15 protein-coding genes are annotated in these 13,226 nt (G+C 55.6%); 11 read left to right on the forward strand and 4 right to left on the reverse strand.

Annotated elements, in window-relative coordinates; all coding sequences use genetic code 11:
• Positions 1-38: 38 nt before the first annotated feature.
• From H2Z33_RS20500 to H2Z33_RS20510, 3 genes are all read left to right on the forward strand, one after another.
• Positions 39-893: a dimethyl sulfoxide reductase anchor subunit family protein gene (locus tag H2Z33_RS20500; protein WP_063135124.1), complete on the forward strand. Its 855-nt coding sequence runs from the start codon at positions 39-41 to the stop codon at positions 891-893.
• A 44-nt stretch (positions 894-937) separates the two neighbouring features.
• A complete protein-coding gene (gene dmsD / locus H2Z33_RS20505; protein ID WP_032104932.1) occupies positions 938-1,552 on the forward strand; it encodes a Tat proofreading chaperone DmsD in 615 nt (204 codons plus the stop codon).
• 112 nt (positions 1,553-1,664) lie between these two features.
• Positions 1,665-1,976 (forward strand): YebG family protein, encoded by a 312-nt coding sequence (locus H2Z33_RS20510; protein WP_017384548.1) that lies wholly within the window; start codon positions 1,665-1,667, stop codon positions 1,974-1,976.
• A gap of 114 nt (positions 1,977-2,090) precedes the next feature.
• Here H2Z33_RS20510 and H2Z33_RS20515 read toward each other — a convergent pair whose 3' ends face one another.
• From H2Z33_RS20515 to H2Z33_RS20525, 3 genes are all read right to left on the reverse strand, one after another.
• Positions 2,091-2,405, reverse strand: coding sequence for a hypothetical protein (locus H2Z33_RS20515; protein WP_017694081.1), 315 nt, complete (start codon positions 2,403-2,405; stop codon positions 2,091-2,093).
• A 38-nt stretch (positions 2,406-2,443) separates the two neighbouring features.
• Positions 2,444-3,121 (reverse strand): type A chloramphenicol O-acetyltransferase, encoded by a 678-nt coding sequence (gene catA / locus H2Z33_RS20520; protein WP_015570622.1) that lies wholly within the window; start codon positions 3,119-3,121, stop codon positions 2,444-2,446.
• Positions 3,122-3,206: 85 nt separating this feature from the next.
• Positions 3,207-4,091: a LysR family transcriptional regulator gene (locus H2Z33_RS20525; RefSeq protein ID WP_062937966.1), complete on the reverse strand. Its 885-nt coding sequence runs from the start codon at positions 4,089-4,091 to the stop codon at positions 3,207-3,209.
• A gap of 114 nt (positions 4,092-4,205) precedes the next feature.
• Here H2Z33_RS20525 and H2Z33_RS20530 point away from each other — a divergent pair, with 114 nt between their 5' ends.
• The 8 genes from H2Z33_RS20530 (at position 4,206) to clcB (ending at position 12,570) form a co-directional block, all read left to right on the forward strand.
• Complete coding sequence (locus tag H2Z33_RS20530) at positions 4,206-5,333, forward strand: alpha/beta hydrolase (RefSeq protein ID WP_032648188.1); 1,128 nt, start codon at positions 4,206-4,208, stop codon at positions 5,331-5,333.
• A 57-nt stretch (positions 5,334-5,390) separates the two neighbouring features.
• Entirely contained in the window at positions 5,391-6,575 is a 1,185-nt protein-coding gene (locus H2Z33_RS20535; RefSeq protein WP_017384552.1) for an MFS transporter, read from the forward strand.
• A gap of 146 nt (positions 6,576-6,721) precedes the next feature.
• Positions 6,722-7,471, forward strand: coding sequence for a YoaK family protein (locus H2Z33_RS20540; RefSeq protein WP_063135123.1), 750 nt, complete (start codon positions 6,722-6,724; stop codon positions 7,469-7,471).
• Positions 7,472-7,721: 250 nt separating this feature from the next.
• Entirely contained in the window at positions 7,722-8,432 is a 711-nt protein-coding gene (gene osmY, locus H2Z33_RS20545; protein ID WP_032648184.1) for an osmoprotectant ABC transporter permease OsmY, read from the forward strand.
• A gap of 18 nt (positions 8,433-8,450) precedes the next feature.
• Complete coding sequence (gene osmX / locus H2Z33_RS20550; protein ID WP_017694085.1) at positions 8,451-9,350, forward strand: osmoprotectant ABC transporter substrate-binding protein OsmX; 900 nt, start codon at positions 8,451-8,453, stop codon at positions 9,348-9,350.
• A gap of 8 nt (positions 9,351-9,358) precedes the next feature.
• The gene (osmW, locus tag H2Z33_RS20555) at positions 9,359-10,006 is read left to right on the forward strand and encodes an osmoprotectant ABC transporter permease OsmW (RefSeq protein WP_006808875.1); all 648 of its coding nucleotides are present in this window, start codon (positions 9,359-9,361) and stop codon (positions 10,004-10,006) included.
• On the forward strand, positions 10,006-11,154 hold the full coding sequence (osmV, locus tag H2Z33_RS20560) for an osmoprotectant ABC transporter ATP-binding protein OsmV (protein ID WP_003857446.1): 1,149 nt from the start codon (positions 10,006-10,008) through the stop codon (positions 11,152-11,154). The genes osmW and osmV overlap by 1 nt, the downstream gene beginning before the upstream one ends.
• Before the next feature lie 105 nt (positions 11,155-11,259).
• Positions 11,260-12,570 carry a voltage-gated ClC-type chloride channel ClcB gene (clcB, locus tag H2Z33_RS20565; RefSeq protein ID WP_023296525.1) on the forward strand — a complete coding sequence of 437 codons (1,311 nt, stop codon included), beginning with the start codon at positions 11,260-11,262 and terminating at the stop codon, positions 12,568-12,570.
• On the opposite strand, the gene bioD is transcribed toward clcB, so the two are convergent.
• Entirely contained in the window at positions 12,505-13,200 is a 696-nt protein-coding gene (gene bioD, locus H2Z33_RS20570) for a dethiobiotin synthase (RefSeq protein ID WP_015570628.1), read from the reverse strand. The genes clcB and bioD overlap by 66 nt on opposite strands.
• Positions 13,201-13,226: the final 26 nt, after the last annotated feature.

Raw genomic sequence — 13,226 nt, forward strand, 5'->3', positions numbered from 1 at the left:
CACCACCGGCTACCTGGCAAACCCGAAGGAGGTGTGAGATGGGAAGTGGATGGCATGAATGGCCGCTGGTGATCTTCACCGTTTTCGGGCAGTGCGTGGCCGGCGCGTTAATCGTGATGGGCTTCGTCTGGCTTAAGGAAAATGATGACAAGGCCAGAATGCGCATCGTGCGCAGCCTGTTTTTTCTCTGGCTGGTAATGGGTATTGGGTTTATGGCCTCGGTACTGCATCTTGGCTCCCCGCTGCGTGCCTTCAACTCGCTTAACCGCGTGGGCGCGTCAGCGCTGAGTAATGAGATCGCGGCGGGTTCGATCTTCTTTGCCGTGGGCGGTTTCTGGTGGCTGGTGTCGGTTATCGGTAAAATGCCCCCAGCTTTGGGCAAAATCTGGCTGGTTGTCAGCCAGATCCTGGGCATCGTTTTTGTCTGGGCGATGACCCGGGTCTATCAGATTGAGACTGTCCCGACCTGGTATACGGGTTACACCACGCTGAGCTTCTTCCTGACGATGGTTCTGGCTGGTCCTCTACTGGCCGCGCTGCTGCTGCGCGTCGCAAACGTGACATTCAAAGGTACTCTTGCCGCGTCAGTCAGCGTACTGGCACTTATCGTCTGCGTGGCGGTCGTCGTGTTGCAAAGCAATACGCTGGGGACAATACAGAGTTCCATCCAGCAGGCTAACGCCCTGCTTCCGGATTATGGTTCGCTTCAGGTATGGCGCATCGCGTTGCTGGCGGCGGGTTTAGGCTGCTGGATCTACCCGCTGATTCGTCGTCAGGAGCCAAAAACGCTCGGCCTGTTTGCAGGTGTCGTGCTGGTGGCGCTGGGTGAACTGATTGGCCGTGGGCTATTTTATGGTCTGCATATGACCGCAGGGTTAGCAATTGCAGGTTAACACAGGTGCGCGGGGCTACCCGCGCGCAAGTAAGGAAAGTTGTAATGAATGACGTCTCACACCGCGAATCGTTCGCGTTCAGCGCCCGGGTACTGGGCGCGCTGTTTTATTTCGCTCCAGACAGCGAGCAGACCGCGCCGCTGGTGAGTGCCCTGACCGCAGGTGACTGGGTTCAGGACTGGCCGCTGGCGGAGGGAAATCTGCTGCCTGTCGCCAGTATGTTTAAGACCCCATCGGATGAAGCGTTGAAAGACGCCTGGCAGCGTCTGTTTATTGGCCCGTATGCCCTGCCCGCCCCCCCGTGGGGCTCGGTCTGGCTTGATCGCGAGTCCGTGCTGTTTGGCGATTCGACCCTCGCGTTGCGTCAGTGGATGCGTGAAAACCATATCGCCTTTGAGATGCAGCAGAATGAGCCTGAAGATCATTTCGGAACGTTGCTGATGCTGGCGGCATGGCTTGCCGAGAACGGTCGCGAAACAGAACGCGACCAGCTTCTTGCCTGGCATCTGCTGCCATGGAGCATGCGTTTCCTTAGCGTATTCGTTGAAAACGCGGCCCATCCGTTCTACACCGCGCTGGGTAAACTTGCCCAGCTGACGCTGGCGGAATGGCAGTCCACTTTGCTGATCCCGATTGCCGAAAAAACGCTGTACCGATAACAGCACCTGGCTTGTCCACCCGTTGTGCAAGCCAGGCTCGCACATTTTTGCTGCAACACAACGTCACAACTGCTATACTGTATATAATTACAGTATACGGGGGGGGTGCACAATGGCTGTTGAAACAAAATTTGTTGTCGTAAGAAAAGGTGAAGAAAAAATGACATTTGCCAGTAAGAAAGAGGCTGACGCTCACGACAAGCTGCTCGATATGGCAGAAGCGTTTACCGACTGGCTGTTGCAAAGCGGAATGCAGATGGATGAAACGCAGGCGGAGAACCTAGGTCTTTATCTCGCCGAGCAGAAAGAGTCCGTGCAGCATATCCTGCGTACCAGCAAGCTTCCCGAGCTCAATGCTGAAACGGATAAAACAGCATCAGATGCGGACAGCAGCAAAAAAATCCGGGCCGTCAAAGCCGCCTGATCGTCAGAACGTCTCATCACCTGTCCTGCCGCCGCGGGCCGGAAACGGCTCGCGGCTTTATTAAGGTCGGCTGAACCTTATATTCATCAACCGTAACCCTGAAAATACGTCCTGTTATCTTGATTTGTCCGCCTCAACGTTTACGCTGATATTCAGCCTTTTTGCTTCCATGGTTATCATTGTTTTGGCCAGGTCCTTATCGCCCCCGTGCACTTTATCTATCAGATCCTGTACAAGGGTCATCATCAGGAAGTTTTTATTTGCAGGATAGAAATCTGTCGTAGTGATCCCGTTATCCTTCAGGCGCTGATGCGCCACCGTCTCTGTATCTGCGATTATTTCAGCTACTTTCTCATGCATGATCTCGATCTGCTCGAAAACAATGCGGTTAATCATTTCAATCTGTTCTGGCGTAAAATTCGGTTCCATTATTTCCCCTCGTCAGGCCTATGTTAAAAACACGTGAATCACACGTTGAGCGCCTCTGAATGGTGCGGTAAATTATCACACAACTCTTGTAACTCGTTGATCAGCCTGGCCACATGGAAACCGTCACAGACAGAATGATGGACCTGAACGGCGAAAGGCAACAAGACCTTTCCATCCTGGTTATAGTATTTTCCAAACGTGAACATGGGCGCAAAAAAATTCCGCATGTTAGCGACGTTGACGTTAAAACTGCTAAAACTGACCCACGGAATATCCGATATGAAGAATATATTCTCCCGGGACTCTTCTTTAGGCCAGTAAGCAAGGATATTGCCATAGCGGGCAACATCTTCTGCATAAACGCGCTGAAAATGGTGAATATTTCCATCGTAATGACTCCATAACGATGAAAATGTCTCCGTTTCTTTATGGAAAAGGGTATAGCTTGGATGAACCTCATTCCATATTACAAGCTCATCATCCTTCATGGCCATACGGAATTCCGGATGCCGGTTTACGACGTCAGAAATAAGGGAAATAATCGCAGGATAAAATTTCCAGCCAACCTCTTTGATATGCTTTAGCAGCACGGTAATGTCCAGCTGAACCGTTTGGTTAAATGTAGATTGAGCAAAGCCCTGAAATACTTCAAAGTGTTCCTTTCTTGCCCAACGTGATAAGTCAACTACCGTATATTCTGGCATTATTTTTGTCATTTCAGAGCCTTAGTTGAGCTGCGCTATATAAAATAGTAGCGTATCACAAACGTAGGGGCTGTATAGACCGTAGCGAAGAGGCACCCTAAATTTTCAGCGTATCAATCACCGCTCTCAGCGCCGGGGATACGTTGCGGTGTGGATAATAGAGGTACAGTCCGTCCATCCGCAGGCTGTAGCGCTGTAAGACGCGTATAAGCGTGCCACGCTCCAGATCGTCAGCCACCAGCTCAACCGGGACATAGGCCAGCCCGAGTCCCAGCCGGGCCGCTTCGGCCTCCATGTAGCTGTCGGAAAAGGCCCATTGCCCCTCCGGGCGGTGAATAACATGCTTCCCGTCCTGAACAAGCTCCCATTGATAGTGGTTACCGTCGGCAAACTGGTAGGCAATGCAGGGATGAGCATCCAGATCGGCGGGCGTCTGCGGGAAACCATAGCGCCGAAAATGCGCCGGAGCGGCAACCACAGCCATCTCCATATCGGGCGTGATACGCACGGCAATCATGCCTTGTCCCACCTCCGGCCCAAGCCGGACGCCCGCGTCGAATCGCTCGGCAATGATATCCACGAACCGGCTCTCATTCATCAATTCCAGACGGATATCCGGGTAACGCTGTTTGAAGATAGCGAGCTTTGGCAGCAGGCATTTTTCGATGGCGTGCTGGCTGGCATTAATACGCACCGTGCCGGATGGCGTCTGGCGGTAATGCGCCAGTCTGGTCAGCCCGGTATCGAGCGCATCAAAGGCTGAACCAGCGGTCTGGTAAAGTTGCTCCCCGGCGTGGGTCAGCGACAGTTTGCGCGTTGTACGCACCAGAAGCCGAACGCCCAGCCGCTCTTCCAGCTCGCGAACCGATCGACTGATCCCGGATTGTGCCAGCCCGAGCCGTTGCGCGGCTGCCGTGAAGCTTCCCTCCCGCACCACCTGGATAAACAGATACAGCTCATTGTAGTTTTCCCGCTTCGCCATCATGCCTCATCAATTCATAACAATATGATATTAATCCTAGCAGCCTTTGGCCTCTAATCAGCACTATTTCTGCTAACTATAATGACCGCATTACAACAACACACGGTACCTCTTATGCAAACATTCACCCAAAAACTGTCCGTTGCGCTGCTGCTATGCGCATCATTAAGTGGAGTGACAACAATGAGTTATGCAGAAACACGAAATCCTGCCGCCCCCGTTTCGATGGTGACAACCTGGGATAAGACCTTCGCCGAAAGCAATAAAGTCGACCACCGCAAGGTGACGTTCGAGAACCGATACGGGATCACCCTGGTCGGCGATCTGTACATTCCCAGGAACAGCGGCGACCAGAAGCTGGCGGCGATTGCCGTCAGTGGACCATTCGGTGCGGTTAAAGAACAATCCAGTGGTCTTTATGCCCAGACTCTGGCTGAACAGGGGTTCGTGACCCTGGCCTTCGACCCATCCTACACGGGTGAAAGCGGCGGCCAGCCGCGTAACGTTGCCTCCCCTGACATCAACACCGAAGACTTTAGCGCCGCAGTGGATTTCCTCGGATTACAGAAAGAAGTCGACCGTAACCGTATCGGCATTCTCGGGATCTGCGGCTGGGGTGGTATGGCGCTGAACGCGGCATCCATGGATACCCGCGTGAAGGCGGTCGCCACCAGCGTAATGTACGATATGAGCCGCGCGATGGGTCACGGCGTGGGCGACGGGAAAGATCGTTATTCAGCGGCCGATCGCCGGGCCGTGTTGCAGTATCTGAACGCGCAACGCTGGAAAGATGCTGAAAGCGGCACCTTCGCCCATGGCGGCCACGATATTTATGTCGATGAAAACGGTAAGGTAACGGCGGCCGGGCGTATTCTGCCGGAAGCATTGCCCGCCGATCCGCATCCGGTACTGAAAGAGTTCTATGATTACTACCGTATGCCGCGCGGCTTCCATGCCCGTTCCGTAAACTCCACCGGCGCATGGACCGCGACCATGCCGTTGTCCTTTATGAATATGCCGCTGCTGAGCTATGCCGGGGAGATCACCATCCCAACGCTGATTGTGACCGGTGAAAACGCGCACTCACGTTATTTTGCGGAAGATGCGTTTAAAGCTGTCGGCAGCAAACAGAAGGAACTGGTGATTGTTCCCGGTGCGAATCACGTTGATCTCTACGATAACGTCGCAGGGAAAATCCCGTTCGCGCAGTTCGGGCAGTTTTTCAAAACCAGTCTGGATTAATTCTCTTAGCCCCCGGCAATCAGGGGGCTTATCTTCTCTTCGCCGTGAATTACACCTATGTCCACACTGAATCAAACCTCATCCCGTGATGCTGAGCGTGCACACTGGGGCGGTATTTTTGCCATGACCCTGTGCGTTTTTGTCCTCATTGCCTCGGAATTTATGCCCGTCAGTCTGCTCACGCCCCTCGCCAGAGATTTAGGGGTGACAGAGGGGACGGCTGGCCAGGGGATCGCCCTCTCTGGTGCGCTGGCTGTCCTGACCAGCCTTTTTCTTTCCCGGCTTGCCGGGAATATGAATCGCAAACATCTTCTTTCAGGCATGACCGTCCTGATGGCGCTGTCAGGGATCATTATCGCCTTCGCCCCAAACGCTTTGATGTATATGGCAGGCCGGGCGCTGATCGGCATCGCCATCGGCGGTTTCTGGTCGATGTCTGCTGCCACCGCCATTCGGCTGGTGCCTCAGCATCAGGTCTCTCGTGCGCTGGCGATTTTTAACGGCGGCAACGCGCTGGCGACGGTGGTCGCCGCCCCGCTGGGCAGTTATCTCGGCTCGACCATTGGCTGGCGCGGCGCGTTTCTTTGCCTGGTTCCCGTGGCGATTGTGGCGTTCATCTGGCAATATTTTAGCCTGCCCAACATGGGCGGGAACCAGCGGCCGTCGCCACGTAAAAGCGTATTTCGCCTGCTCCACCAGCCTGCGGTTTCGGTGGGTCTGATGGCGTGCGGCCTGTTCTTCATGGGACAGTTTGCGTTATTTACCTATGTGCGCCCCTTCCTCGAAACCGTCACCCACGTCAGTCCTTCCGGCTTATCGCTGATCCTGCTCACTATCGGTATCGCAGGTTTCATCGGCACGCTGATCGTCGCGCTGGTCCTGAATGCCGCGTTTTACCTCACCTTAATGGCCATACCGCTGCTTATGGCGCTGATTGCAGGGGTATTAATGCTCACCGGGGACAGCCTGTGGATCGTGGCCCTGCTGTTAGGTTTCTGGGGAATGCTGGCAACTGCGGCCCCCACGGGCTGGTGGACGTGGATAGCCCGTACGTTACCGGAAGATGCCGAGGCTGGCGGCGGGCTAATGGTCGCGGTGATCCAACTCTCTATTGCGCTTGGCTCAACGGCGGGTGGCGTGGTGTTTGATACCTTTGGCTGGCAGAGCACCTTCGCTTTAAGCAGCATATTACTCCTGAGTGCAGGGGTGCTGACTTTTACGACGTCGCGCCATCGGAAATAAGGCTTTATATTAACAGGGTTGTTTTATTTAATTACAAAACCTCGCTCACCTCCCGTAGAAATAATAATTAAGCAATATCCTGGTCAGCCAGCGACATCGCTTTGTTAGCTTGAGCATTCAGGCAAAGCTCAAACCGGAGGTATTCTTTGCTGATTAAATTAAAGAAAGAACGAACGCATCAGGAGGATCGTCGTCTTGCCCTCTGGCTGGCGACCTCCGCGGGACTGCTGAATGCCATTGCGCTGGGCGCGTTCGGTTTTTTTCCCTCGCATATGACGGGCAATACCTCGCAGCTATCCAGCGAAGTTTCCTCCACCGATCTCAGCGATATTCTTTTTTTTGGCGCCATTATTCTTTCGTTTGTCTCAGGCGCTATCGCTGCGCGGATTATTGTTATCTGGGGGATTATCCATAACGTCAGGCTGGTATTCAGCCATGTTCTGTTTGTTGAAGGGCTATTACTGGCCGGGGTATCCCTGTACGAAATGTATTTTCACTCCTTCGCCACGAATCAGGAGATTATTATTTTCCTGTGCGGGTTGATGGGAATTCATAATTCCACCTCCACTCAACTATCCGGCGGTCGGGTGAGATCCACGCACATCACCGGCACGCTGACCGATGCGGGCATTTCGCTGGCCTCCGTTATGGTCGCCATGCTGCGCCGGGATTACTCCAAAGATACGGCCGCGCAAAAGAGTCAGCTCAAAACCCATTTAACTACCCTTTTCTCCTTTATCAGCGGCGGGATCGCGGGGCTGATCCTGTTCAGAGAGTTTGGATTCCACGCGATGCTGGCGCTGGGCCTGTTGCTGGTAATCGTCGCCGCCTTCTCTATCGTCCGCATTTCGTGGCGCGTACGCAAGGTGCGCGCCGCGCTCAGTCGACAGGTATAATCAGCACGCCTTATGTGACGTTGTCACGTAAGGCGTGCTTCTTTAAGACTATTCTGCCTGCCCACTGACAGCCCTTATGCCATAAGGCTTCACTCAGGTTGTCACTAATTTCATAGGGTTACTGATTTACCCCCTTCGCTGGAACCCTTCCGTTTCGCTTGCTATAGGTGAAGTACCCCTGCCGAAACATGGCATAACAACAGGCAACCGGTGGTTGCTATAACGCATGCGCACAGGGAGACACACCGCAATGCACCCATTACTTAAACGTTCGCTGCTTTTTGTCGGCGCGATTATCGTGGTTCTCGCTCTCCTCACCTGGGGAATAGGACTGGAAACGATTAAGGCGCGCCAGGTTGACCTGATTTACCTCGGGCAACAGCACCTGATTCTGGTCTTTTCATCCATGTTCTTTGCCCTGCTGGTGGGCATTCCAAGCGGTATTCTGCTGAGCCGTCCGGCCGCGCGTGGTATCGCCGAATATGTGATGCAAATCTTTAACGTGGGCAACACCCTGCCGCCGCTGGCCGTTCTGGCACTGGCGATGGTGGTGATTGGCATCGGTGATAAACCGGCCATTATCGCCCTCTTTCTGGCCTCTCTGCTGCCGATTGTGCGTAACACCTATGCCGGGCTGTGCTCTGTTCCCGCGTCGTTGCTGGAAGCGGCAAACGGTATCGGCATGACCAAATGGCAGCGCCTGAGTCAGGTTGAGATTCCAAACGCTTGGCCGGTGATGCTTTCCGGTATTCGCATTGCCACTGCGATTAACGTCGGTACCGCACCGCTGGCATTCCTGATTGGCGCCAGCAGCTACGGCGAGCTGATTTTCCCGGGGATCTATCTGAATGATTTCCCGACGCTGATCCTGGGCGCGGCGGCCACCGCTCTGTTCGCCCTGATTCTGGATACGCTGCTGGCGGCACTGGGCCGATTACTGAGCCCGCATCTCGCGCGATAATTATAACAAGGAGCTTCTATGAGACTGTTTTCCGGGCTGACGGCGCTATGCGCCGCCGCGCTCTTCACCAGCCAGGCGCTCGCCGCGCCGCTGATCCTGGCCACCAAGAGCTTTACCGAGCAGCACATTCTCTCGGCCATGACCGTGCAGTATCTGCAAAAGAAAGGGTTTCAGGTACAGCCTCAGACCAATATTGCAACGGTGATTTCCCGTAACGCGATGATCAACAAGCAGATTGATATGACCTGGGAGTATACCGGCACCTCGCTGATCATCTTCAACCACATCAACAAACGCATGTCGCCGCAGGAATCGTACGAGACGGTGAAACGCCTCGATGCGAAGCACGGTCTGGTGTGGCTTAAACCTGCCGATATGAACAATACCTATGCCTTTGCCATGCAGCGCAAGCGCGCCGAGGCTGAACATATCAATACCATGTCTGAGATGGTGGCAAAGATTGAGCAGATCCGTAAAACCGATCCGGATAACAACTGGCTGCTGGGCCTTGACCTGGAATTTGCCGGGCGCAGCGACGGGATGAAACCGTTGCAGGCGGCCTACAACATGGAGCTGGACCGCCCGCAGATCCGCCAGATGGATCCGGGCCTGGTCTATAACGCGGTGCGCGACGGGTTTGTCGATGCGGGGCTGATCTACACCACCGACGGGCGCGTAAAGGGCTTCGATCTTAAAGTGCTGGAAGACGATAAAGGCTTCTTCCCGAGTTACGCCGTGACGCCAGTTGTTCGGAAAGACACGCTGGAGGCTAATCCGGGGCTGGAGGAGGCGCTGAACACCCTATCAGCCCAGCTCAATAACGACGTTATCACCGAACTGAATAAGAAGGTGGATATCGATCATCAGTCACCGCAGCAGGTCGCCCGTGATTTCCTGCGTAGCAAACAGTTGCTGTAGGAGGCGCTATGGAGACGATTCACTATATTCTCGACAACTGGGACTATCTCTTAACCCTGACGCTGCAACACCTGTGGCTTGTGGCGCTCGCCGTGGGCCTGGCGATTATTATTGGCGTGCCGCTGGGCATTTTAATTGTCCGCCATAAATGGCTGGCAACGCCGGTGCTGGGGATTGCCACCATTGTGCTCACCATCCCGTCAATTGCGCTTTTCGGCCTGATGATCCCGCTCTTTTCGCTGATCGGTCAGGGCATTGGCGCCCTGCCCGCGATTACGGCGGTGTTCCTCTATTCGCTGCTGCCGATTGTGCGTAACACCCACACGGCGCTCGACAGCCTGCCGCCGGGCCTGCGTGAAGCGGGACGCGGCATCGGCATGACCTTCTGGCAGCGTCTGCGCTGGGTGGAAATCCCGATGGCGTTGCCGGTGATTTTTGGCGGCATCCGCACCGCCGTGGTGATGAACATCGGCGTCATGGCGATTGCCGCCGTGATCGGCGCGGGCGGGCTGGGCCTGCTGCTGCTTAACGGTATTGGCGGGAGTGATATTCGTATGTTGATTGCGGGCGCGCTGATGATTTGTCTTTTAGCGATTGTGCTCGACTGGTTGCTGCACCGTTTGCAGGTGGTACTGACTCCGAAGGGGATTCGATAATGATAAAACTGGAAAACCTCACCAAACAATTTTCACAGAAACACGGCCAGACGTTTAAGGCCGTCGACAACGTCAACCTGAACGTGCCTGAAGGGGAAATGTGCGTGCTGCTCGGCCCGTCCGGCTGCGGGAAAACCACTACCCTGAAGATGATCAACCGTCTCATTACGCCAAGCAGCGGGACGATCCTGATTAACGGCGAAGACACCAGCGGAATGGACACCGTGACCCTGCGTCGCAACATTGGCTACGTGATCCAGCAAATTGGCCTGTTCCCCAACATGACCATCGAAGAGAACATTACCGTCGTGCCGCGCATGCTGGGCTGGGACAAAGCGCGCTGTAAATCCCGTGCCGAGGAGCTGATGGATATGGTGGCAATGGATCCGCATAAATTCCTTCACCGCTATCCGCGCGAAATGTCCGGCGGTCAGCAGCAGCGTATCGGCGTCATCCGCGCGCTGGCAGCGGATCCTCCGGTCCTGCTGATGGATGAACCGTTCGGCGCGGTCGACCCGATTAACCGTGAGGTGATCCAGAACCAGTTCCTGGAGATGCAGCGCAAGCTGAAAAAGACCGTGATGCTGGTGAGCCACGATATTGACGAAGCGCTGAAGCTGGGCGACCGTATTGCCGTCTTCCGTCAGGGACGTATCGTGCAGTGCGCCAGCCCGGACGAGCTGCTGGCGAAACCCGCGAATGAGTTTGTTGGCTCGTTTGTTGGCCAGGACCGGACGTTGAAACGCCTGCTGCTGGTATCGGCGGGCGACGTCACCGACCAGCAGCCTACCATTACGGTACGCGAATCGACGCCGCTGCCGGAGGCCTTCGCCACCATGGATGACAACGATATTCGCGCCATTACCGTGGTTGATGAGCACGGCAAACCGCTCGGCTTTGTGAAGCGCCGCGAAGCGCGTAACGCCAGCGGCAGCTGCGGGGATATTCTGCATCCGTTCCGCATGACCGGTAAGGCCGAGGATAACCTGCGCGTGGTGCTTTCTCGCCTGTATGAGAGCAACACCAGCTGGATGCCGATTGTGGACGAGGACGGACGCTATAACGGCGAAATATCCCAGGATTATATTGCGGAGTATTTGAGCTCAGGGCGTACGCGCCGGGCGTTGAATATTCATAGCGAGAGTTAAGCATTCAGGCCGGGTACTGCCCGGCCTTTTTCCGCACGCATACCTTTTGCTAACCTCCCGATTTACCGCCACAATATTGTATCGTCCCCGTTAAATCACGACTTCATGCAACGTCTTCACGCTTACCCCGACATCCGCGCGATGTTTCGTCGTCTCCTGATTGCTACCGTCACCGGCGTGCTGGCGGCGCTGGCCGTTGCGGTGTTCCGCCACAGCATGTATCTGCTGGAGTGGCTATTTCTCAGCAACGAAAGCGGAAGTCTGGTGAACGCCGCAGCCGCGTTATCACCCTGGCGGCGGGCGCTGACGCCTGCGCTGGGTGGTCTGGCCGCGGGAATGCTACTGTGGGGATGGCAGCGCATGACGGCACAACGTCCCCACGCCCCCACCGATTATATGGAAGCGCTTGAGACGGGTGACGGCCAGTTTGATTACGGCGCCAGCCTGGTGAAATCCCTCGCGTCGTTGCTGGTGGTCGCCAGCGGCAGCGCCATCGGCCGTGAAGGCGCCATGATCCTGCTTGCTGCCCTCGCCGCCTCCTTTTTTGCACAACGTTGTACGCCGAAATCCGAATGGAAACTGTGGATCGCCTGCGGTGCCGCCGCCGGGATGGCCAGCGCCTATCATGCGCCGCTGGCGGGCAGCCTGTTTATCGCAGAGATCCTGTTTGGCACGCTGATGCTGGCCTCCCTCGGCCCGGTGGTGATTGCTGCTGTAGTGGCCCTGCTGACCACGCGCCTGTTAAGTCCCGGCGCGAATACGCTATATGATGTCCATCTCAGCGAGATGCTTACGGCGGTGGATTATTTCCTGATCGTTGGCGTGGGTCTGCTGGCTGGCGTTTGCGGCCCGCTGCTGATGTGGCTGATGGCGGCCAGCCACAGGCTGTTTCTGCGTCTCAAACTTTCACCGCCGTGGCAGCTGGCGCTGGGTGGTCTGATCGTCGGGCTGCTGTCGCTGCTAACGCCGAAGGTATGGGGGAATGGCTATAGCGTGGTTCAGGCGTTTTTGCAGTCACCGCCGCTGCTGTCGGTGATTGCTGGCGTCTTTATTTGCAAGCTGCTGGCGGTGCTGGCAAGCAGCGGGTCCGGCGCGCCGGGAGGCGTGTTCACGCCAACCTTGTTTGTCGGTATGGCAACGGGAATGCTGTTTGCGCAGATCTTTGCGCTGTGGTTTCCTGGCTCTGAGACGGCGATCCTGCTCGGACTGGCGGGTATGGCGACGCTGCTCGCCGCCACAACGCATGCGCCAATCATGTCGGCCTTGATGGTATGTGAGATGACCGGGCAGTATTTTTTACTTCCCGGTTTGCTGGTTGCCTGTGTTGTGGCGTCGGTATTGTCGAGAACGCTACGCCACGACTCGATCTACGGCCAGCATACCGCCGAAAGCCGAGAGATCGATGTAGTGCGCTAATTCGCGCTGCTCGGCGCGGGGCAGATAAGGCAGTTCGCCCACCAGCGGGCCAGGCAGCTTTTTGCTCAGCACATCGATGATTTCAGCGTAGTGCGCAAGGCCCGGGTTAATACGGTTCGCCACCCAACCAATCAGCGGCAGGCCGTCATTAGCGATAGCCTGCGCCGTCAGCAAGGCATGGTTGATGCACCCTTCCTGAATGCCCACGACCATAATCACCGGCAACTGCTCCTGCACCACCCATTCGGAAAGGGGACGTAAATCGTTCATCAGGCTGCGCCAGCCGCCGGTCCCTTCAACGACAACGTGGTCAACCTTTTCACTCAGATTTGCCAGGCCATCAGAAAGCAGGCTGTAGTTGATAAGCCCACTGTGAGCGACGCTGCTTTCCTCTTCGCTTAAGGCGATAGGATTAACGGCATCATAAGGCAGTTCCAGAGACGAGACGCTTTGCAGAACCAGGGCATCCTTATTGCGCAGCCCTTCTGGCGTCTCTTTACTGCCTTTTGCAACCGGCTTGTATCCTGCAACGCGTTTACCGCTTGCCGCCAGGGCCTGAAGTAACGCGCGGGATACGACTGTCTTCCCGACAGACGTATCCGTACCAGTAATAAAGAAACGCTTAAGCATGACTCATTCCACCTCTTGGGTATGCT

It is taken from the genome of Enterobacter sp. YSU, assembly GCF_016082135.1.
Lineage (GTDB): Bacteria > Pseudomonadota > Gammaproteobacteria > Enterobacterales > Enterobacteriaceae > Enterobacter > Enterobacter hormaechei_C.

What these genes read in the sequence shown, in the direction of transcription:
- H2Z33_RS20500 (WP_063135124.1), top strand. Translation starts at nt 39, where the DNA reads ATGGGAAGTGGATGGCATGAATGGCCGCTGGTGATCTTCACCGTTTTC.
- dmsD (WP_032104932.1), top strand. Translation starts at nt 938, where the DNA reads ATGAATGACGTCTCACACCGCGAATCGTTCGCGTTCAGCGCCCGGGTA.
- H2Z33_RS20510 (WP_017384548.1), top strand. Translation starts at nt 1,665, where the DNA reads ATGGCTGTTGAAACAAAATTTGTTGTCGTAAGAAAAGGTGAAGAAAAA.
- H2Z33_RS20515 (WP_017694081.1), bottom strand. Translation starts at nt 2,405, where the DNA reads ATGGAACCGAATTTTACGCCAGAACAGATTGAAATGATTAACCGCATT.
- catA (WP_015570622.1), bottom strand. Translation starts at nt 3,121, where the DNA reads ATGACAAAAATAATGCCAGAATATACGGTAGTTGACTTATCACGTTGG.
- H2Z33_RS20525 (WP_062937966.1), bottom strand. Translation starts at nt 4,091, where the DNA reads ATGGCGAAGCGGGAAAACTACAATGAGCTGTATCTGTTTATCCAGGTG.
- H2Z33_RS20530 (WP_032648188.1), top strand. Translation starts at nt 4,206, where the DNA reads ATGCAAACATTCACCCAAAAACTGTCCGTTGCGCTGCTGCTATGCGCA.
- H2Z33_RS20535 (WP_017384552.1), top strand. Translation starts at nt 5,391, where the DNA reads ATGTCCACACTGAATCAAACCTCATCCCGTGATGCTGAGCGTGCACAC.
- osmY (WP_032648184.1), top strand. Translation starts at nt 7,722, where the DNA reads ATGCACCCATTACTTAAACGTTCGCTGCTTTTTGTCGGCGCGATTATC.
- osmX (WP_017694085.1), top strand. Translation starts at nt 8,451, where the DNA reads ATGAGACTGTTTTCCGGGCTGACGGCGCTATGCGCCGCCGCGCTCTTC.
- osmW (WP_006808875.1), top strand. Translation starts at nt 9,359, where the DNA reads ATGGAGACGATTCACTATATTCTCGACAACTGGGACTATCTCTTAACC.
- osmV (WP_003857446.1), top strand. Translation starts at nt 10,006, where the DNA reads ATGATAAAACTGGAAAACCTCACCAAACAATTTTCACAGAAACACGGC.
- clcB (WP_023296525.1), top strand. Translation starts at nt 11,260, where the DNA reads ATGCAACGTCTTCACGCTTACCCCGACATCCGCGCGATGTTTCGTCGT.
- bioD (WP_015570628.1), bottom strand. Translation starts at nt 13,200, where the DNA reads ATGCTTAAGCGTTTCTTTATTACTGGTACGGATACGTCTGTCGGGAAG.